This is a genomic window from Clavibacter nebraskensis NCPPB 2581 (assembly GCF_000355695.1).
GTDB classification, from domain to species: Bacteria; Actinomycetota; Actinomycetes; order Actinomycetales; family Microbacteriaceae; genus Clavibacter; species Clavibacter nebraskensis.
The window spans coordinates 1,212,171-1,232,886 of sequence record NC_020891.1 but is presented as its reverse complement, the minus strand read 5'-3'; the positions used below and the strand labels follow the sequence as shown (position 1 = coordinate 1,232,886).

At 72.4% G+C, this 20,716-nt stretch carries 16 protein-coding genes; 7 read left to right on the top strand and 9 right to left on the bottom strand.

Annotated elements, in window-relative coordinates:
• Nucleotides 1-8 precede the first annotated feature (8 nt).
• Complete coding sequence (cmtR, locus tag CMN_RS05820; protein ID WP_015489918.1) at nt 9-362, top strand: Cd(II)/Pb(II)-sensing metalloregulatory transcriptional regulator CmtR; 354 nt, start codon at nt 9-11, stop codon at nt 360-362.
• Nucleotides 359-1,042: a cation efflux transmembrane domain-containing protein gene (locus CMN_RS05815; RefSeq protein ID WP_015489917.1), complete on the top strand. Its 684-nt coding sequence runs from the start codon at nt 359-361 to the stop codon at nt 1,040-1,042. Before cmtR ends, CMN_RS05815 begins: the two co-directional genes overlap by 4 nt.
• A 45-nt stretch (nt 1,043-1,087) precedes the next feature.
• Here CMN_RS05815 and CMN_RS05810 read toward each other — a convergent pair whose 3' ends face one another.
• Nucleotides 1,088-4,405 carry a sialate O-acetylesterase gene (locus CMN_RS05810; protein WP_227077760.1) on the bottom strand — a complete coding sequence of 1,106 codons (3,318 nt, stop codon included), beginning with the start codon at nt 4,403-4,405 and terminating at the stop codon, nt 1,088-1,090.
• 306 nt (nt 4,406-4,711) lie between these two features.
• Here CMN_RS05810 and CMN_RS05805 point away from each other — a divergent pair, with 306 nt between their 5' ends.
• On the top strand, nt 4,712-5,215 hold the full coding sequence (locus CMN_RS05805; RefSeq protein ID WP_227077759.1) for a DUF3817 domain-containing protein: 504 nt from the start codon (nt 4,712-4,714) through the stop codon (nt 5,213-5,215).
• Between the two features lie 10 nt (nt 5,216-5,225).
• On the opposite strand, the gene CMN_RS05800 is transcribed toward CMN_RS05805, so the two are convergent.
• The 8 genes from CMN_RS05800 to CMN_RS05770 form a co-directional block, all read right to left on the bottom strand.
• Nucleotides 5,226-5,888 carry a YitT family protein gene (locus CMN_RS05800; protein WP_015489914.1) on the bottom strand — a complete coding sequence of 221 codons (663 nt, stop codon included), beginning with the start codon at nt 5,886-5,888 and terminating at the stop codon, nt 5,226-5,228.
• Nucleotides 5,889-6,000: 112 nt separating this feature from the next.
• Nucleotides 6,001-6,510, bottom strand: a complete 510-nt coding sequence (locus tag CMN_RS05795) for a hypothetical protein (protein WP_174545009.1) — start codon at nt 6,508-6,510, stop codon at nt 6,001-6,003.
• A gap of 29 nt (nt 6,511-6,539) precedes the next feature.
• Nucleotides 6,540-6,998 (bottom strand): hypothetical protein, encoded by a 459-nt coding sequence (locus CMN_RS05790; RefSeq protein WP_015489912.1) that lies wholly within the window; start codon nt 6,996-6,998, stop codon nt 6,540-6,542.
• Nucleotides 6,985-7,650 (bottom strand): hypothetical protein, encoded by a 666-nt coding sequence (locus CMN_RS14960; RefSeq protein ID WP_015489911.1) that lies wholly within the window; start codon nt 7,648-7,650, stop codon nt 6,985-6,987. The genes CMN_RS05790 and CMN_RS14960 overlap by 14 nt, the downstream gene beginning before the upstream one ends.
• 236 nt (nt 7,651-7,886) lie before the next feature.
• On the bottom strand, nt 7,887-8,471 hold the full coding sequence (locus tag CMN_RS05780) for a hypothetical protein (RefSeq protein WP_015489910.1): 585 nt from the start codon (nt 8,469-8,471) through the stop codon (nt 7,887-7,889).
• A gap of 2 nt (nt 8,472-8,473) precedes the next feature.
• Complete coding sequence (locus tag CMN_RS15565; protein WP_227077779.1) at nt 8,474-8,557, bottom strand: toxin C-terminal domain-containing protein; 84 nt, start codon at nt 8,555-8,557, stop codon at nt 8,474-8,476.
• Nucleotides 8,550-15,179 (bottom strand): PA14 domain-containing protein, encoded by a 6,630-nt coding sequence (locus CMN_RS05775; protein ID WP_041465246.1) that lies wholly within the window; start codon nt 15,177-15,179, stop codon nt 8,550-8,552. The genes CMN_RS15565 and CMN_RS05775 overlap by 8 nt, the downstream gene beginning before the upstream one ends.
• 296 nt (nt 15,180-15,475) lie before the next feature.
• On the bottom strand, nt 15,476-16,357 hold the full coding sequence (locus CMN_RS05770; protein ID WP_015489908.1) for a siderophore-interacting protein: 882 nt from the start codon (nt 16,355-16,357) through the stop codon (nt 15,476-15,478).
• Between the two features lie 94 nt (nt 16,358-16,451).
• Here CMN_RS05770 and lipB point away from each other — a divergent pair, with 94 nt between their 5' ends.
• The 4 genes from lipB (at nt 16,452) to CMN_RS05750 (ending at nt 20,570) form a co-directional block, all read left to right on the top strand.
• The gene (gene lipB, locus CMN_RS05765) at nt 16,452-17,156 is read left to right on the top strand and encodes a lipoyl(octanoyl) transferase LipB (protein WP_015489907.1); all 705 of its coding nucleotides are present in this window, start codon (nt 16,452-16,454) and stop codon (nt 17,154-17,156) included.
• Nucleotides 17,153-18,142, top strand: coding sequence for a lipoyl synthase (gene lipA / locus CMN_RS05760; protein ID WP_015489906.1), 990 nt, complete (start codon nt 17,153-17,155; stop codon nt 18,140-18,142). The genes lipB and lipA overlap by 4 nt, the downstream gene beginning before the upstream one ends.
• A gap of 128 nt (nt 18,143-18,270) precedes the next feature.
• The gene (locus CMN_RS05755) at nt 18,271-18,852 is read left to right on the top strand and encodes a PadR family transcriptional regulator (protein WP_015489905.1); all 582 of its coding nucleotides are present in this window, start codon (nt 18,271-18,273) and stop codon (nt 18,850-18,852) included.
• The gene (locus tag CMN_RS05750; protein WP_015489904.1) at nt 18,849-20,570 is read left to right on the top strand and encodes an ABC1 kinase family protein; all 1,722 of its coding nucleotides are present in this window, start codon (nt 18,849-18,851) and stop codon (nt 20,568-20,570) included. The genes CMN_RS05755 and CMN_RS05750 overlap by 4 nt, the downstream gene beginning before the upstream one ends.
• Nucleotides 20,571-20,716: the final 146 nt, after the last annotated feature.

Below are 20,716 nucleotides of genomic sequence, written 5' to 3'. Positions count from 1 at the left end.
GTTGTCGCGTGCCCACCCTCGCTCCCCGCCTCGACGTCATGACCCGGCTCGGCCGGGCGCTCTCGGATCCGACCCGCGCCCGCATCCTGATGGAGCTGCTCGACGGCCCCGCCTACCCCGCGCTCCTCGCCGAGACGCTCGGCCTCACGCGGCAGAACGTCTCCAACCACCTGACGTGCCTGCGCGGCTGCGGCATCGTCCGCACGGTGCCGGAGGGGCGCAGCACGCGGTACGAGATCCAGGATCCGCGCATCGCCCGCGGCCTCGGCGCGCTCGTGGAGGTCGTGCTCGCGGTGGATGACGACCGGGCCTGCGCGGATCCGGCGCTCTGCGATCCCGGCTGCTGCGAGGCGGGAGCGTGAGCGGCCTCGCCTCCGCGCCGACGCTCACGATCGCCCGCCGCGACGTGCTGCGCCGCCGCATCCGCTGGATCGTCGCGGGCACCATCGCCTGGAACGCGGTCGAGGCCGTGGTCGCCCTCACGGCGGGCGCCGTCGCGTCGTCGACCGCGCTCGTCGCCTTCGGGCTCGACTCGATCGTGGAGGTGCTCGCCGCCTCCGCCGTCGCGTGGCAGTTCTCCGCGCCGGATCCGGAGGCGCGCGAGCGGACGGCCCTCCGGCTCATCGCGGTCTCGTTCCTCGGGCTCGCGGCCTACGTGAGCGTCGAGGCCGTGCTCGCGCTGGCGGGCGGATCCGTGGCGCGCCCGAGCACGACGGGCATCGTCCTCGCGGCCCTGAGCCTCGCCGTGATGCCGGCCCTCAGCCTGCTCGAGCGCCGCACCGGCATGCAGCTCGGCTCCGCGAGCGCGGTCGCCGACTCCCGGCAGACCCTCGTGTGCGCGTGGCTCTCCGCCGCACTCCTCGTCGGGCTGCTGCTCGACGCCGGGCTCGGCTGGTGGTGGGCGGATCCGGTCGCCGGGCTCGCCATCGCCGCGTTCGCCGTCCGCGAGGGCGTCGAGGCGTGGCGCGGCGACGCGTGCACCGTGCCCGTCGGCGCGCTCACGGGCGAGCGGACGGTCGACGACCACGACGACCGCTGCTGACGCCGAGGGGAGCACGGCGGGGCAACGCCCCCGGCCGCACCTCCCCTACCTCGACAGCTGGACCGCCCCCGTCGCCCGCTGGTAGGCGGCGAAGTACCTGTCGCCCATGGCCCGCGCGCCGGCCGCCGTGTAGTGGATCGAGTCCTCGGCCCTGCTGTACCCCGCGGCTCCCGGGATGTAGGACACGTTCGCCCGCAGCGCGGGCATGCCCTGCTGCGCGGTGTCGATGGCCTGGCGCAGCGACGACACGTTCAGCCACTCGGGCACCATGCCGCCGATGAGGAACGGCACCGCGCCGTAGCGGGTGTTCAGCCGGTCGACGAGGTCGAGCAGCATCGACTGGTAGTCGGCGGCGGCGGTGCGGGTCGCATCGGACTCGCCCTGCGCCCAGACGACCGCGACGAGGCGGTTGTCGGGATCCTGGGCGAGCGCGGCGTCGATCTGCCCGAGCGCGCGGGTGAACAGGTTGATGCGCGACCGGGTGTCCGCCGGGTTCCAGGCGTAGGTCCCGTCGCCCGTCATCGAGGTGGACGCCATGGCCGCGGGGACGAGCAGCACCTTCCGGCCCGGGCGGGCGTCGGCGAGCATGTGCCGGCCGAGCTCCATCCCGGGGCCGACGGCCTGCACGCCGCCGGACGTCGTCCAGGTGGTCACGTGGCTGAGCGAGTCCTTGGCGGGCACGATCTGCCCGGCCTTGGCGCCGCTGCCGGCGAGCTGGTCGAGGCCGGGCACGCTCACGTCGACGGCCGGATCCCACCCGGTGCCGACGCCCTGCGCGTTCGACTGGCCGAGGATCACGACGACGTCGTAGCCCTCCCCGGTCGAGGCGATCTGCCGCGGCACGGAGGTGCGGGACGTGGGCGCGTAGCCGTCGGCCCGCCCGGTGACGGTCACGGTGATCTGCGATCCGGCGTCGCGCGGCGCGGGCACGTAGGTCGACGCGGTGCGTCCGGGGACGACGACGCCGTTGCGCTGCCACACGTAGGAGAGCGCGGTGGCCTCGGGGGTCCACGTGGGCGTCTCGGCCGTGAGGGTGGATCCGACGGTCGCGTCCCCCGTGATCGTCGGGGTCGGCGCGTCCGTGAACGGCTGGTCGTCGGGCGACGGCGCGGGCTCGGACGGCGGCACGTCGAGGGCGTCGACCGCGACCGCGGTCGGCTCGCTCGTCACGCTCGTCGCCTTGTAACCGGAGCGCGTGCCGGTGACGGTCACGGTGATCCGCGACCCGGCGTCCGCGCGGCGCACGGTGTACGTCGCGTCGGTCGCGCCGAGCACGGTGACGCCGTCGCGGGCCCAGGCGTAGGAGTAGGCGGCGGCCTCCGGCGTCCACGCGGGCGTTTCCACCCGCAGCGGGCTGCCGGCGACGGGCGATCCCTGGATCACGGGCGTCGTCGTCGCCTCGAACGGCACGGCCGGCGCGGGCGGCGGCGGGGTCACGGGCGTCGCGACGACGGCGATGCCGGGGCTCGTCGCGGTCTGCGTGACGTACCCGGTCCTGGTGCCGGTGACCGCGACCGAGATGCTCGTGCCGACGTCGCCCGCGACGACCCGGTAGCTCGCGCCGGTCTGGTCGGGGATGACCACGCCGTCGCGCATCCACGCGTAGGAGAAGGAGGGCCACGGCGACCACGTGCCGGACTTGGCGTTGAGCGTGTAGTCCACGCGGCCGAGGCCGGTGATGGACGGGGTGCCGACGGCCTCGAACGCGACGTCGGGGGCGGGCGTCGGGTCCGGCGTGGGCACGGTCGGCTCCGGCGTCGGCTGGGGCAGCGGCACGAGGAGGCCGTCGCTCGCGAGGGACTGCGTGACGTACCCGGTCTTCGTGCCCGTGACGACCACGGCGATCGTGGCGCCCTGGTCGCCCTCCTGGACGCGGTAGGTGACCGCGGTCTGGCCGTCGATCGCGACGCCGTCGCGCGTCCACTGGTAGGAGAAGGTCGGCCAGGGGGTCCAGACCCCGGCGCGCGCGGACAGCGTGAAGCCGACGCGGGCGGTGCCGGCGATGGTCGGGGTGGCGGCGGCCGAGAACGGCGCGTCCGCGGGAGGAGCGGTGGGCTCCGGGGTCGGGACGGGGGGCGCCGCGGTCGGCGTGGGCGTCGGGGTGCCCGGCGTCGTGGTCGGCATCGGGGTCGGCGCGGGTGTCGTCGGCGTCGGGGTGGGCTTCGGCGTGCTCGCGGCCGGGACCGGGAGCTCCGCGCTCGTCAGCGACTGCGTCGCGTAGCCGGTCTTCGTGCCGGTCACGGTGACGCTGATGCGGGATCCGGCGTCCCCGGCCTGCACGCGGTAGGTCGCGCCGGTCTGCCCGGCGATCACGACCCCGTCACGGAGCCACGCGTAGGAGAACGTGGGCCACGGGGTCCACACCCCGGCCCGCGCGGACAGCGTGAAGCCGACGCGCGCGGTGCCGGCGATGGTGGGCGTCGCGGCGGCGGTGAACGGCGCAGCGGCCGGCGTCGTCGGCGCGGGCGTCGGGGCCGGCGTCTCCGTGGGGGCGAACGTCGGGGTCGGGGCCTGCGTCGGCGCAGCCGTCGGCGTCGGCGTCGGCGTCGGGGTCGGGGTCGGGGTCGGGGTAGAGCCCGGCACGGTCATCGCGTCGCTCGTCCGGGACGTCGTGGCGTACCCGGTCTTCGTGCCGATGACCGTCACGGCGAGGGCCGCGCCGCGGTCCTGCTCGGTGACGCGGTAGGTGACGCCGGTCTGCCCGCCGATGAGCACGCCGTCGCGGGTCCAGGCGTAGGAGAAGGTGGGCCACGGGGTCCAGGTGCCGGCCCGGGCGGTGAGCGTGAAGCCCACCTGCGGGGATCCGGCGATGGTGGGCGTCGGGGCGGCCGTGAACGGCGCGACGACGGGCGTCGGGACGGTCGCGGTCGGCTCGCTCGTCTGCGTGGTGGCGTCGTAGCCGGAGCGGCTGCCCGTGACGGCGACCGTGATGACGGATCCCGCGTCGGCGGCGCGCACGGTGTACGCCGTGCTGGTCTGCCCGCTCACGGGCACGCCGTCGACGAGCCACGCGTACGTGCTCGTCGTCGCGGCCGGGGTCCAGCGCGCGGTGGTGGCGAGGAGGCGCTGGCCGATGACGGCCTTGCCGGTGATGACCGGCGCAGGAGTGGCGGTGAACGGCGCCGCGGCCGCGGTGGCCTGCAGGATTCGCATCATCGACGCCGTGGTCGGCGCACCCTCGGTCGCGGCCGGCGACACGGCGCTCGTGCCGGGCGCGATGACGCGCGCGGTCGACGCCGCGCTGCCCGTCGTCGCCGCCTCGGCCGGCGCGGCGCCCGGCTCCACGGCGACGAGCAGCGTCACCCCGAGGCTGAGCCCCGTGATGGCGGCGATGAGACGTGCGCGCGCGGATGCGGTGCGCATCCGCCGTGTCGAGGCACGGCGGACAGCAGAGTGGTGCTCCCCCAATTGATCCCCCCAGATCGTCGAGGCGCATTTCACCTCTTGTGGAAATGCTTGCACACCCCGCCGGTGATGTGTGACACGTGTCCGGTGAGGACCCCGCTCACGCCGGGCTCACAGGCGATGCACATGCCACGTGCACGGCGACGCCTCGGACGGGGACGCCGACTCCCGCCCACAGGTCCCACCCGATGCCGCCCCGTACCGTGGGCGGCGACCTGCCCCGCCCGTCGGATCCCCGTCGATCCCCCTGCCCCGGAAGGCCCCATGACGAACGCCCCGCACCCCGACGCCGCCCCGCACGCCGAGCCCGGGGCCCGCCCCGCGGGATCGTCTGGCTCCCCCGCCGCGTCGGCCACCGGATTCGCGGCGCTCGTCCGCGGCACCCGTGACCGCTCCGACCGCCCGTCGCGCCTCGGCCGGCTCTTCGCCGTGGTCGCGGTCGTCGAGGCGATCACGTGGACCGGCCTCCTGGTCGGCATGTTCCTCAAGTACGTGACCGAGACGACCGAGCTCGGCGTCTACGTCTTCGGCCGGCTCCACGGCGCCGCGTTCGTGCTCTACGTGATCGTCACGGCCGTCGCCGCGATCCGCCTCCGCTGGGGCTGGAAGCCCGCGCTCCTCGCGGGCGTCGCCGCCATCCCGCCGCTCGCGACCCTGCCGCTCGAGGTCGGACTACGTCGCCGCGGGTACCTGCGGCACCCGGCCGACGCGGTCGGCGGACGACCGCACGCAGGAGCCGCGCCGGGCAGCGCCACCTCCCGCGCCTGACCGCCGCGGGTCAGATCCCGGTGTAGCGCCCCGGCCGGTGGTTGAGCGCGAGCACCAGGTTGAGCAGCACGGCACCGAGCGCGGACAGCACGACGCCCTCCACCGGCACGACCGTGAGGCCGAGCAGGATCACGATCACGTCGAGGATCATCTGCGCGTACCCGGCCGGGAAGCCGAACCGCTCCTGCGCGATGAGCGCCACGATGTTGAACCCGCCCAGGCTGGATCCGTGCCGGAAGACCACGAGCAGCCCGATCCCCACGAGCAGGTTCCCCGCGAGCACGCCGTAGACGGGCTGCAGCTCAAGCCCGGTGACCATCAGGGGGTGGATGGTCGAGAACGCCGACACGAGCGCGACCGAGATGACCGTGCGGAGCGTGAACCGCCACCCCTTCTTCCACAGCGCGAGCGCGAAGAACGGCGCGTTGACCACGAAGAACAGCACGCCGAACGGCAGCACGCCCGTGTAGCTCAGCAGCAGCGCGAGACCCGCGGTGCCACCCGTGACGGCGCCGGCGTCCCGCAGCAGGAACAGCCCGAACGAGGCGACGAATGTGCCGGTGAGGATCCCCAGCACGTCCTCGATGACGGAGTGCGGGATCCCCGCGGTGGTCGGCTCGTCGGGAGAGGGGGCGATCGGCGTGGGCAGGGGCTCGGACGCGGAAGCGGTCATGGCGGTCTCCGGGGTGGGGGGACGGGATCCGCGCGGGCGGTCGTGCCGCCTCACGCTCAGGGAACAGCATGGCGGATGCGCGGGGTGGTGGAGGACTGGGCGCGGCCCTGCGTCATGCCACCCGCGCCCCTACGCAGAGGGGACCGCCGAAGGGACCGTCGTCGAAGTACCCGCAGGTGGTCTTCTCCTCGCGCCGGCCGAGGAGCCTTTCCATCGACCGGCGCTCCTCCGTGGTGAAGCTCTCCCACGGGCGCTTCGAAGCCTCCACGAACCAGGCGCGGGCCTCTTCCCACGCTTCGGGGGACGTGTCCCACTCCACGTCGAGCGCGGTCGCGACGACGTCGATGAGCGATTCCTGCGGCCACGGCTCGAACGCCGACTCGGCAGTCCCGACCATCCACTCGTCCTCGCCGTCTCCGTATTGGAACTCGTCCTCCGGGAGCATCAGGCGGTAGGCGTCGTCGCGGAGGCAGAAGTCGTTCGTGTTGCGCCGCGCCATCACCCACGGGTGCGAGTACCCGGGCAAACGGATGCGGCCGGCGATGCCGGACGGCAGCCACTCGTCGGACGGCGGGACGGCGGGGTTGCGGAGGTGGCAGAGGCGGGGTTCCTGCTCCGACATGACGCGAGGGCGGCGGGGCCAGAGGCGGATCACGATGGCCGCCCACGCCCGCGCAGCAGGTTGTGCTCACGTGAGGTGACGCGGCCACCGAGCCGACGCACCCGAGAACCGACGCGGCGCCGCTCCCGGCCCACGGTGCTGACGATGTCCCAGCAGACCCCCGCCGCGTCGAGCCGCCACTGCGGATCGATGTCGTACGGCAGGTGGATCAGCTCGTGCCTCGCCTCGCCGAATGTCCTCGCGGCGGAAAGCGGTGCGAGGAGCTCCACCGGGATGGGCTCCTCGACGAAGGACGCCTGATCGCCCCACCCCGTCAACTCGTGCAGATGATCGGAGACGTCCGAGAGCGTCTCCATCACGTCCCGCATGAGGGCGCGGTAGGCGGAGCCCGGCGCCCGGTGCAGGGCGCGCGACGCCTCGTCCGAGAGCAGGTCGCGGGCGCCCCACATGTACTCGACGTGGAACACCCCGTCGTCAGCGACCCACATTCAGGTTCCTCTGAAGGCGACGGACAGCCCGGACGACGGGACCGGGTCGGAAAGTGACCGCACTCGACCCCTCACGCACCGCGGCATAGGACATGAAGTATTCGAGATGATCACGCAGGTGCGCCATCGCCTCACGAGACTCGAAGGAAGGGTCTTCCTCGGTCAAGTAATGCTTCACCAGCACAGCGAGAGATCTATCGAGGATCACCGGCATGGACGCTTCCGGATCCATGATGGACACCTCTCCGATGAGGATCGAGAGCAGAGCGATCCGCGCGATGTCGGCGGCGGCTCGATGGGAGAGGAGGTTGAGTACCGCCCATATCGGGAAATGCACGTCATCCGCGCCGGTCGGTGGCCCGACCGGCGCGTGCAGCACGCCATCAGAATCGAGGAGGCGATCGATCCGCTGCAATAGCCGATTTCGGAACCCTTCTTCCTCGCCGGAGCCGCGTCGCCCGTCCAGAATGCCATGGAGAACAGGAGCGACACGACCATCGACGAAGATGACGATGTCGCTCTGAGGATCCACGCTCCAAGACGCGCCTCTCGTGCGGGATGCGACCGCCAGACGAACGAAACGCGGAAAGCGCTGGAAATCGCCTCGGAACTGCATCGAATGTAGATACACGACATCGTCAGGTGATTGCATCAAGGTCGCACCTTCTCGGTCGGGTCCTCATTGTGAAGTCTCGTTTCGGATGCCACGCATTTCGCCTCGCGACACACGGTCCACTTTTTTTCCTCAGTGAGCTCATCCACCCAAGCGCTACCACGTACCACCCTGCCGCATAGAGCGGCTACGAACCCGCCCTTTGCCGCTAGCCGAAACAGCACTCCGAGTTGAGGTCTCACCCGCAGACGATCTGCTTCCGGGACGAGAACGGGTCACTCACGATGCAATTGAAGCCATTCATGCGTAGTATCAATGAGCTCGTCACGGAAGTCTTCATCCCGCATTCGAGGGTCGTGGGCAGTTAGGAGATCCCTCAGCATCAGCGCGGAGCGACGATCCAAGAAGAAGACTAGGCGTTTTCTCGCATCGAACAGGTCTATCTGCGTGGCCCTCGTGAACAAACGGAGCGCACTGGCTAACGCCACTGCCGCGCGACGTGAGAACAAAAACGACACGACGTATTCCGGAAAGATCTCATCGCGCTCAACGTCTTGCCCAGAACGAGTGGTGTAAAAGTCTTTGGACTGCGCCAAACGGTCGCCAAGGACACGAATGACGCGCTGCCTCAGATCACTCTCGGCCGAGGAAGCGGATCCGCCGTCGGAATGCTCGATGAGGGCGACCAGCAGCTCGACGCGCTGCCGATCCAACGAGATGACCACATACGACCAGGGGTCCGCGCACAGCTGATATGAGCGGTTCGCAAGCCAAAGGAGCACTTTGGTCATCGGACCGAGCCGTCCGGAATCAGGGTTTATGTGGAGGTTCCATTCCTCTAACATCGGCGTCTTCGTCATGCTCAATCTCCTACCCTCTTCAGTCTCCTATTGTAGGTGCCCATGCGGGTGCTCTTGCTTCCGAGTCCCTTGACGGAATCAGCCATCTTCCAGTACCCCCCCCTTGTGAACGCCTTGTTCATTCCGCGAGCCCTGATCGCGAGTGATGAACCTCCTGCCGTCGGTGAAGACCGCTCTGCCGTCTGAACGGTAATTCGTCTTGACGAAGCCGAGCTTCTTCGCCACGGCCGCCGCATTCGCGTTCGAGAAATTCTGAGACCTCGCTTTGCCAGCAGAAGCCCCGCGCAGCTCATTCTCTCGGGGACCGCGCTCGCGTGCGCCCCCTCCCCCTTCGCCTTCCCCCGACGAGGGGAACCCGCCACGACTTCCGCCACCCGCGCCGCCAGGCCCGTATTCCGGCGGCTTCATGAGGTGGAACCAGCTGATGATGGACGCGAAGATCCCGCCGCGCCACTGACCTGTCAGATCCACCGCGTTAACCGGGTCGTTCGGATACGCGTAGTCGTCATCCGTCCCGCCCTCGACCGGATCCACCTGCAGGAACCGCCCCAGCGCCGCGACGTACTGCCGCGCCCCCATCTCCACCGTCGCGATGCCGCCCAGGTGCTCCGACAGCTTCTGGTGCTGACCGAGCCACCCGTAGTCCGCGTTGCCCTGCTGGGTGTCCGGACCCGACTGGTTCGCCGTCACCGTGCCCAGCACACCCGTCTTCGGATCCTCGACCTGACCGAACGGGTCGTAGACCGCGAGCCCCGGCGCACGCGCCCCGGCCTGGTCCGCCGTGACGAGGATGTCGCCGTGGATGCTCGGGTACGACCACACGGCCGACCCGGTGCGGAACTCCGCCGTCACGCCACCCGGCAGCGGCAGATCCCACTCGGTCGCCGCGCTCGACACGTTTAGCACGAAGTCCGGCGCATCGCCGCTTCCCGTGAAGCCGTACCGGGTGACCGTCTTCACGCCGGCCGCGGTCGTCTCCGTCCGCTGCACGATGCGATCCGTCGCGTCGCGCAGGTACGTCACCGACGAGCCGTCGGCCAGCTTCGTGGCCGTGTGCCGGTCCCCGCCGTCGTACGACAGGGTCTCGTCCGCGAGCTGCACGGTGTTGCCGTGCGCGTCGTAGGCGAGCTGGGTCGCGGTCAGCGAGCGGTTCACCGGGGAGGCGTCCGCGGGGGCGTTCGCCACCGTGGTGCCGATGAGCCGGTCCGCTCCGTCGTAGCAGGACGCCACGGTCGTCGGGGTCCCGCCGTCGAGCACGTCCGATGAGGAGGTGCGGTTGCCGTTCCGCCCGGCCGCCGCGACCGCGCCGGCCTGGGTGCAGGCGGCGGATCCGGCAAGCGCGTCGAACCCGTAGGTCAGGCGGTGGTGCGGGATCACCGCGGTGACGAGGCGTCCGGCTGCGTCGTACGAGTACGTCGAGTCGTTGCTCGTGCTCCCGTCACTCGTGGTGTCCTGCAGGACATCGCCCGCCTGCGAGCGGACGACCCGATCGGTGACGGCGGTCTGCTTGCCCGGGAACGACCAGCCGACGCCGGTCACCGCGCCTGCGCCGTTCCGCGTGATCTCGGAGAGCGACGAGCCGTTGCCCGCGCCGGTCGTGCCGGACGGATAGGTGATCCCCGTGAGCTCGCCCTTCGCGTATGAGGGATCGGCGACGACCTTGCCGTCCACGCGCATCACGTCGACCCGGGAGTCGATGTCGTACTCGTAGGAGGTGGTGTGCGCCGCGCCGGAGGGCGGCGTCGCGACCGTCGAGGTGACCCGGCCCGCCGAGTCGTACGACATGGTCGTGACCGTCCCCCAGACGTCGGTGTACTTCAACGCCTGGCCGAGGAGGTTCGCCGTCGTGGTGACGGTGCCGCCGCTCGTGGATCCGGTGACCGCGCCGTCGGAGACCGCTCCGGTGAGCGGATCACCCCCGACCGCGTAGTCCGTCTTCTCCGTGCGCGCCGCGACCGACCCGAAGGCGGCCGTGGTGCTCGAGGTGGCCCGCCCCCGGGCGTCGTAGGAGGTGCACGACCAGTCGGCGTCGCCGGAGCGCTTCGATCCGACCGCACGCCCCATCACGTCGTAGACGAAGGAGGTGACGATGGCGTCGCCCGACGCGGGCTTCGCTCCGGTGCTGGTCTTCGTCCCCCCGTACTGCGGAGTGGAGGAGTCGACGCCGCAGACCTTGCCGCTGGCGCCCCACGCGGAGGCGATGGTCTCCGTCGGTCCGTAGTACGCGGTCGTCGTGGCCACGTTCGCCTGCGCGGGCAGCGTGCGGGTGAGGCGCCGGAGGTATCCGGAGCCGCGCGCCTCGTGCGTGGTGGAGTGCGTGAGCGCCAGGCCCTTCGGATCCACCACCGACGCGGTCGCGATGCCGAGCCACGGCTCGTCGTACTGCGTGACCGACGTGGCCGAGGAGATCTGCGAGGCGCTGATGCCCGCCACGCCCGTCGGCGCCTGGTCGGCCGCCGTCACGCTCGTCTGCAGCCCGTAGTCGGGCGTGAGCGCGCTGCCTGGCACCACGACGGTGGCGGCATTGCCGATCTGCCACTCGAGCTTGAGCGCCGCGTTGCCCTGGCCCTCGTTGTACTGCAGCCGGATGCGGGCCGTCTGCCCCGCTGCGAGGTGCACGGCGTGGTTCGCCCGGACCTCGGTGCCGGGGTTGGCACCCCAGGCGTCGATCAGCGGGATGTCGTCGAGGAAGAGCTGCGTGCCGTCGTCGGCCTTGGTGGCGAAGGTGTAGTCGCCGTCCTGCGGAGCCGTGACGAGTCCTGTCAGCCGCAGCGAGAAGCCGTCCGACGGGAAGCCGTCGCCGGCTGCCGCCGGGCTGCCGCTCCCCCAGTCCTGGTCGACGCTGCCGTCGGCGTTGCCGACGCCCAACCCGTAGGCCCGAGGTGCTCCCGCGAGCCGGCCGTTGTCGTACCAGACCGCGTCGAGCCCATGCAGGCCGCCGTCGTAGCCGGTCGACGAGTGCGCCGTGGTCGCGGCGCAGGCCGCCGTGGGAACGCGGTCGGAGCCGAAGCACGACGCGGGCGCCGGACCGTAGGAGTCCGTCGGGCGGTCCTGCGCGTCGTAGATCGTGGTCGACTTCCGACCCTGCGCGTCGACGGACGCCAGCGGCAGGTCCTTCTGGTTCCACTCGGAGGAGGCGGTGAGCCCCGACGGACCGGTGATGCTCGTCTGCCGCCACGCGTCGTCGTACGTCACGGTCGAGGCGTGCGTCCCGGCGGGCAGGCCGAGCGCCGGCACGTCGATGGAGGTCGTGCCGGATCCGTACACGTATGTCTTCGTGGGGCGCTTCGCGGCCGTGACGCCGTCGGGCGCCGGGAGCGTGACGGTGGTCGCGCGGCCGGAGGCGTCGTAGGCGATGGTCGTGGCGACGTTCGCGTCGGCGGTGCGTCGCGCGTCCGCCGCGAGCCAGTCGTCCGCGAGCGCGTCGCGCACCGCGGTGAGACGCCCGCCGTCGTAGGCGAGGTCGGTGACCTCGTCCCCCGGGTCCGTGATGCGCACGAGGTTGCCGTGCGCGTCGTAGGAGAGGCGCGTGGTGTCCGTCGCTCCCGCGACGTGACCCGGGTAGACGATGCGGCAGAGCATGTCGGCGGGCGGCGCGGCGAACCCGGCCGCGACCGGGCAGGCCGATCCCGTGGAGTCCGTGTCCTTCGCGTCGAGGCCCACGGACGCGGCGGTGTCGCCGGCGTACGCGAAGCGCACCTCGCGTCCGTACGTCTCCGGCGGGGTGCCGAGCGCGGAGAGCGGGTCGGACACGCGGTCGACGAGGCCCGTCCCGGGTCGACGCGTCGACAGGGGCGTCGCCCGCTTGAGGGCGTCCCCGGGCCCGGTGACCCCCTGCACGCGACCCGACGGGTCGAACGTGGTGATCGTCCCGTCGTCGCCCGTCACGACGACCTGCCGCGACTGGTCGAGCGAGACGCGGTCGTGCTCCCCCGTCGGCGCCGTGTAACCGGTGCCGGATCCGTCGCCGGCGGTGCGCGTGTAGGTGTGCGCGGTCCCGGAGGAGTCGGTGAGGATCACCGCGGAGTCCGTGACCTGGGCGCGCGACCAGTCGCCGGCGTCGCCCTCGAGCGCGGTGGTCGACGACCAGCCGGCGGGGAGCGTGTCCACGGTGCGGGTGAACCAGTCGGCGGGCACCACGTACTGCGCGCCCGTCGGGTCCGTGACCCACAACGAGACCCCGGCCTCGCCGGCGTGCTCGAAGTAGTCGACCTCGAGCGGCACGGGCGTGCCCTGCGTGAGGGCGGTCGGCGTGGACCCCGTGGTGTCCTGCGCCACGTGGTCGTCGCGCCACCCGGAGTACACGGTGGATCCCCCGACGCGCACGCAGCCGCCGTCGTCCCGGGTCATGCCGAACGTGTAGGTGCCGGTGGTCGGCACGTGCAGGAACCCAGTCCACTTGGCGGAGAAGTCGTCCGCGTCGACTCCGGGGGCGGGCGAGCCGTCTCCCCAGTCGAAGGAGATCGACGGATCGGTGCGGGTGGTCGCGAGCGTGCCGGCGTCCGCGTGGCACGCGTCGCCGTCCCCGAGGGGAGCCGCGCCGTCGTAGTAGCGGCCGAGGAGCCCGCCGGAGCCGGCCTGCATCGAGTTGTAGCTGAAGCCCAGGCCCATGCTGCCGCCCACGGTCTGCACCGTCGGCGACGCGAAGCGCAGCCCGATGTTGCCGTTCGCGAGGTTCACGCTGACGGGACCCGCGGTGTCCGTCGGGGCGGGTCCGGCGTCGCCGACGCGGAGGTCGACCCGGATCTTGTCCGTCCACGTCACCGGCGGCTCGTCGTACCCGTCGGACGCGCGCACCGACCACGTGTAGCGGCCGCCGTCCTGCAGCGAGTTCGTCGGCATCGTCCACGTCGTGCCCGCCTGCCAGCCGGACGTGGCGACGGCGCCCGTGGTGCCGTCGGCCCCGGAGGCGATCTGGAACCGGTACTTGACGGGGTCGCCGTCGGGATCGGAGATGGTCGGCGCCGTGAGGGTCGGGCTCGTCGTGGTGATGACGGACCCGTCGACGGGCGCGGAACCGGCCTGCGCCGTCATGGCCGGCGTGTTCGTGGTGAAGCTCCACGTGGAGGAGATGCCGAGCGTGGAGGTGCCGTGCACGCCGTCGTACCCGTCCTTGACGTAGCCCTTCCAGTGGTACCTCGTACCGGGCTTCAACGCGCCGAACGGCACCTTCACCTGCTGGGCGCCCCAGCCCGACTCCCACACCGGGGCCACCTCGGGATCGTCCCCGGCGCTGATGCGGTAGAAGTACTGCAGCCCGGTGCCCTCCGGGTCCGTGCCCGAGATCGCGAGCGTGGGCATCACGGGACCGCGTGCTCCGTCGGCGGGAGAGGGCGCGATGGCCGGGCCCGCGGTGGGCATGTCCTTGTAGGTCACGACGAGCGCGACCGCGATCGACTTGTACGTGTAGACGCCGGGCCGCTCGTCGCCGCCGATGATGAGGTACGCCCCGCGCGAGCCGTCGCGCACGTACTTCGCGATCTCGTCGGTGAGCCGGTCGTCCTGCGCGGAGCCGTTGTCGGACATGGCGAACTGGCTGAGGCGATCCCCGACCCCGTTGTAGGAGAACGACGTGGCGGCGCTGATGGATCCCCCGAAGAGCGCTCTGGTCCCGCCGTTGTAGTACGAGCCGTCGATGCGGGCGCTGAGGACCTGCTTGCCGAACAGCTGCTCGTAGTCGAAGTGCTCGACCGTGCGCCAGTACTTGTCGCCGTGGTCCCGCGCGTTGCCGATGCGGACGGTGCCGTCGGTGAGCCGGGTGCCGTCGGACTTGTACGCGTGCTGGTCGTTCGACCAGGACGCGACGGACGACGGGTCCACGTGCACCGGGTAGGCGCGTTCGGGGCTCGCGAGCCACGCCGGATCGGGCGTCATCCGGATGGTCCAGCCGCGTCCGTCAGCGGTCAGCGTCGTGGCGACGGGGGCGTCGGCGGGCTCCTGCACGTCCGGGATCCCGCTCGAGTCGTACATGCGCGGGGCGGGGATGCCGAACACGACGGATCCGGTCTCGTCCGTGAAGAGGATGGAGCCGTCGGCGTCCTGCGCCGCGTGCAGACCGGCTGCGCTCACGTGCCAGGTGTACGAGGGCGCGGCCGGCACCGGCGGCGCCGCGAGGATGAGCTCCTCCTTGACCTGCCCGGCCGTCACCGCGTAGTGCAGGTCGGTGCGCGGGAACACGTCCCGGTACTGCACCTCGTCGGCGCTGGGCCGCTCGAGCGGGCTGTCCGCGGCGCCGTCGAGCGTGTACCTCAGCACGTGCCCGTCGTGGTGCAGCGTGAGGACGCCCGCGTCGGACGCGGAGTCGGCGAAGCGCGGGGCGAGGGGGTGGTCGGGGACGACACCCGCCCCGGACGACCGGACGGTCACGTCCGTGTTGACCGGCACCCAGTCCCCCTTCGTGTCCTGCACGTTGAGGGGCGTCTGCGAGAGCACCGCCGACTCGGTGCCGTCGTCGTTGGCGTAGGTGTCCTGGAACTTCGACTGGGACACGAGCTGGGCCGAGTCCTGCAGCTGGCTCGCCGATGCCGCCCGCCGGGGGCGCGCGACGGCGGAGGCCGACAGCGAGGAGGGCGAGACGGCCGAGGCGTCGGCGGCCGGCGCGCTCGGGTCGGCGGGAGCCTGGGCGTAGGCGGGAGCGGGGGCGTCGACCGAGCCGCTGGGGATCGTCGGCGTGGCGACGTCGACGTCGTCGGACGTGAGCGCCGGCACGGAGGCGACGGGCCGGGTCGGCGTGGTCGCGGCCTCGGCGGGCAGGGCGACGAAGATCTCCGCGACCAGGGCCAGGGCCAGGGCCAGGGCGACGATGACGGCGGTGGAGTGAGACGGCGTGCAAGACGCATCCGAGTGCTCCCTTTCGAGCAGACGGATCAGGCACCCGCATCCGCGACCACTGAGCGGTAGCGGAGCTGAGAATAGGGTCAGAGATCGACAAGAATCGGCTGGCTTTCCACAGGCTCTCGCGTTGGCGCCACATCGACGGACGCGCCCCCGTTGCGGGGGCACCGTCACTCCGCGAAGATCGCCCCCACCGGCTCGCGCTTCTCCGCCTGGAAGCGGTCCTCCGCGCGGCCGAGCGCCCAGTAGGCGGAGAGCGACAGGGCGCGGCGGTCGATGCCCCAGCCGTCCTGGAGGAGCGCGCGGATCTCCTTCATCGCGCCGCGCTCGCCGTGCGCGAAGACCTCGACCACGCCGCCCGGCCGCGCGAGCGCGCGGACCGCGTCGACGAGGGGCGCGCCGGGCACGGCGCCGGGGACGCGCGAGCGGTGGATCCAGCGCAGCTCGACGCCGGCGGGGTGCGCGAGGGGGAGCTCGTCGGCGGGGCCGTCCACCTCGACGAGCGCGACCCCGGTCGCGTCGGCGGTCATCGCGGCGAGCGAAGCGGCGATCGCGGGCACGGCCGAGTCGTCGCCGATCAGCAGCCGCACGACCGCGGGGTCCCCGCTCGGCCTGAACAGGCCGCCGGGGCCGCTCGCCGCGAGCAGGTCGCCGGGCTGCGCCGACGCCGCCCATGGCCCCGCGAGCCCCTCGTCGCCGTGCACGACGAAGTCGATCGCGCAGGTGCCCGCGACCGGATCCGCGTGCCGGAGCGTGTACGTCCGCACCGCAGGCAGCGCCTCGGGCGGCAGCGTCTCGCGGAGGGCGGGCAGGTCGAACGGCGGGACGAGGCCGGATCCGCGCTGCGGCAGCATCAGCTTCACGTAAGCGTCGGTCGCGGCGAGCCGCTCGGGGACGGCCTGCTCCAGCAGCGCCCGGGTCCCCTCGCCGCCGAGGTGCACGCGGACGAGGTGCGGGCTGAGGCGCTCGGTGCGGACCACCTCCAGCACGTGCTGGGACCGCGCGGCGCGGACGGGACGGTCGGGGACGGCGGGTGCGGAGGAGGCGGTCATCGAGGACGATCCTCCGCCCCGCGCGCCTCCCCCGCAACGCGACGGGCCCGCGCGCGCCCTCGCCCGCCGGTGGCCGCGCGCCTATGCTGGCCGCGTGGTCGACATCGTCGTCACGGGGCTAAGCGCCAACTCCGTGCCGTACATCGAGGCCCTCGAGCGTCAGCGTGCCCTGCATGCCGACGTCGTCGCGGGCCGGGCGCAGGACACCGTCATCCTCCTCGAGCACCCTTCGGTGTACACGGCGGGGAGGCGCACGGAGCCGGACGACCGGCCGCGCGACGGCACCCCCGTCATCGACGTCGACCGCGGCGGCCGCATCACCTGGCACGGGCCGGGGCAGTTGGTCGGCTACCCCATCGTGCGGCTGCCGGAGCCCCTCGACGTCGTGGCCCACGTGCGCCGCCTCGAGGACGCCCTCATCGGCCTGCTCGCCGACCTCGGCATCGCGTCCTGCCGCGTCGACGGCCGCTCGGGCGTCTGGATCCGGGGCGCCTCGCCCGACGGATCGCCCCGCGACGAGAAGATCGCCGCCATCGGCGTCCGCGTCGCCGAGCGCGTCACCATGCACGGCTTCGCGCTCAACTGCAGCAACGCGTTCGACGCCTACGACCGCATCGTCCCGTGCGGGATCCGCGACGCGGGCGTCACCTCCATCAGCCGCGTCATCGGTCGCACGGTCACCCCGGCCGACGTCGTCCCCCTCCTCCGCCCGCACCTCGTGCGCGCCCTCTCCCCGAACGGATCCGCCATGCCCTCCACCGCTCCCCACTCCTCCGTCACCTCCAGGGCCCGCGCATGAGCGCCGCGCCCGACGGCCGCCGCATGCTCCGCCTCGAGGTGCGCAACGCCGAGACCCCCATCGAGCGCAAGCCGGAGTGGATCAAGACGAAGGCCCGCATGGGGCCCGAGTACCAGGCGCTCCAGCAGCTCGTGAAGACGGAGGACCTGCACACCGTCTGCCAGGAGGCGGCCTGCCCGAACATCTACGAGTGCTGGGAGGACCGCGAGGCCACGTTCCTCATCGGCGGATCCCAGTGCACCCGCCGCTGCGACTTCTGCCAGATCGACACCGGCAAGCCCGCCGACTACGACACCGACGAGCCGCGCCGCGTCGCCGACTCCGTCCGCCGGATGGGCCTCCGCTACGCGACCGTCACGGGCGTGGCGCGCGACGACCTGCCCGACGAGGGCGCGTGGCTGCACGCGGAGACCGTGCGGCGGATCCACGCCGACGCCCCCGGCACGGGCGTCGAGATCCTCGCGACCGACTTCTCCGGGAACCCCGACCTCCTCGCCGAGGTCTTCTCCTCCCGACCCGAGGTCTTCGCGCACAACGTGGAGACGGTGCCGCGCATCTTCAAGCGGGTCCGCCCGGCGTTCCGGTACGAGCGCTCGCTCGACGTGATCACGCAGGGGCGGGACGCGGGCCTCATCACCAAGTCGAACCTCATCCTCGGCATGGGCGAGACGCGTGAGGAGGTCGCGGAGGCGCTCGTCGACCTGCACGACGCGGGCTGCGACATCATCACGGTCACGCAGTACCTCCGGCCGACGCCGCGGCACCTGCCCGTCGCGCGCTGGGTGCGGCCGGAGGAGTTCGTGGAGATCAAGGCGGAGGCGGAGGCGATCGGGTTCCTCGGCGTGCTCGCCGGCCCGCTCGTGCGCTCGTCGTACCGCGCGGGCCGCCTGTGGGCGCAGTCGATGGCCGCGAAGGGGCGACCGCTGCCCGCCGGTCTGGAGCACCTGGCCGACCCGAAGCGCGGGTTCGCGCAGGCCGTCGGCTGACCGCGGCCGTCCCTCCCCCATCCGCCGGACCTGTTGGGGCGCTGACCAACGGGCCGCTCCCGGGTCCGCGGCCAGGTCCGCGGCCTATCGTCGAGGCACCGCGCACGTCCCACAGCAAGGAGCTCGCCATGGCCGCATCGTCCCCCAGCTCAGGATCCCCGTTCGGCGACGCCGCCGACGGCGTGTGGCAGGCGATGGAGTCCCTCCGCGCGCGCTTCGAGAAGCGCGACGGCAGCCCGGCCGGCAACGCCGGCCACGGCGCCGGCCCGCGCGACGTGCGCCACGCCGTCCTCGCGCTGCTCGCCGAGGAGCCCATGCACGGCTACCGCATCATCCACGAGATCGAGGAACGCACCGCGGGCGCCTGGACCCCGAACGCCGGAGCCGTCTACCCGACGCTCCAGCTCCTCGCCGACGAGGGCCTCATCGCCGCCGAGACCACCGACGGGCGCAAGGTCTGGGCGCTCACGGAGGCGGGCCGGTCGGCGGTCGCCCGTGACGGCGTCACCGCGCCGTGGGCCGACGCCGACGCGCACGGGCGCGACGCCCACGACCGTCACGACCGCTCCGCCCTCCCGAAGGCCGGCCTCGCGCTCGCCCAGGCCGCGGCGCAGGTCCAGCGCTCGGGCACCGCGGCGCAGGTCGCCGAGGCCGCCACCGAGCTCGACGCGGTCCGCCGCCGCCTCTACGCGATCCTCGCCCGGGAGTGACCGCGGCCACGGCCGGCGCCGCTCCCGGGCGGGATGCCGAGGCCGCCGCCCCGGAGACGCGCGCCCGCTACCGCCGCATCCTCCGCTTCGCCGCCTGGAACCTGGCGGTCACCTGGTGGTACGAGCTCTTCCTCCCCCGCGTCGGCCTCCGACGCATCGCCGACCGCACGCGCACCCGGCGCATGAAGCTGTTCGCCCGCCGGTTCCGCGTGCTGGCGGTCGAGCTCGGCGGCCTCATGATCAAGGTCGGCCAGTTCATGTCGTCGCGCCTCGACGTGCTGCCGCCCGAGATCACGGCCGAGCTCGAGGACCTGCAGGATGAGGTGCCCGCCGTCCCGTTCCCCGAGATCCGCGCGCTCGCCGAGCGCGAGCTGGGCATGCGGCTCGCCGACGCGTTCGCCTGGGTCGACGAGACGCCCGTCGCCGCCGCGTCGCTCGGCCAGGCCCACCGGGCGATCCTCGGCCCCCTCGATTCCGCCGACACGGGCCTCACGGGCGCCGTCATCAAGGTGCAGCGGCCCGGCATCGACGACATCGTGCGCATCGACCTCGCCGCCCTCCGCCGCATCGGCGGCTGGCTCACGCACGTCCGGCTCGTGTCCGACCGCGTGGACGCGCCCGCGCTCGTGGAGGAGTTCGCCGAGACGAGCCTCGAGGAGATCGACTACCTGCACGAGGCCCGCAGCTCGGCCCGCTTCCAGGAGATGTTCGCCGCCGACGAGCGCGTGGCCGTGCCCGAGATCGTCTGGGAGCGCAGCACCGGGCGCGTGCTCACGCTCGAGGACGTCACCGCCATCAAGATCACCGACCACGCGGGGCTGCTCGCCGCCGGCATCGACCCGGTCGACGTCGCGCCCGTGTTCGCCGCCGTGATGTTCGACCAGCTCTTCGCCGACGGCTTCTTCCACGCGGATCCGCACCCCGGCAACGTCTTCGTCACGCCCGTCACGGACGGATCCGTCGAGCAGGGCTGGACCCTCACCTTCATCGACTTCGGGATGATGGGCGAGGTGCCGCCGAGCACCCGCAGGGGCCTCCGCAAGATGCTCATCGCCGCCGCCTCGCGCGACGGCAAGGGTCTCGTCGACGCCGCCCGCGACATCGGCGTCCTGCTCCCCTCCGCGGACACGACGCAGCTCGAGCGCGCCATGACGCGCCTCTTCGCCCGCTTCGGCGGCCTGGGCTTCGCCGAGCTGCGCGAGGTGGATCCTCGGGAGTTCCGCGCGTTCGCGGACGAGTTCCAGGAGGTGGTGCGCACCCTCCCGTTCCAGCTTCCGGACGACTTCCTGCTCATCATCCGCGCCATGTCGCTGACCTCGGGCGTGTGCAGCGCGCTGGATCCCGCGTTCAACCTCTGGGACTCCGTCGAGCCGTACGCGCAGCGCCTCATCCGCGAGGAGCGCGGCAACGTCGTGCGCGACCTCGGCACCCGCATCTCGGACACCACCGGCACGCTGGCCCGTCTCCCGGGCCGCCTCGACGCGCTGCTCACGCGCATCGACGACGGCGCCCTGCCCATCAGCGACCCCACCCTCGAGCGCCGCGTCGGCGCCCTCGAGCGCACCCTCCGACGGGCGGTCTCCGCCCTCGTCTTCGGCGGCCTCCTCGCCGGCGGCGTGCTCCTCCGCCCGGACGACGAGGTGCTCGGCACCGTGCTGCTGGTCGTCTCGGTGATCCCGCTCGCGCAGGCCCTCCTCCCGGGTCACCGCGGCCGCTGACAGCCGCGTCCCCCGAGGCTTTGACAGAGCAGGTACGCAAAAAAATCGGGTCAGGCGCCTGAACAGTGCGCCACGCCTGCTTACATTTGCACTTTCACTCGTCATTAATTGATTGAATCGCCACGGAGGCCCCGTGGGATAGGCGC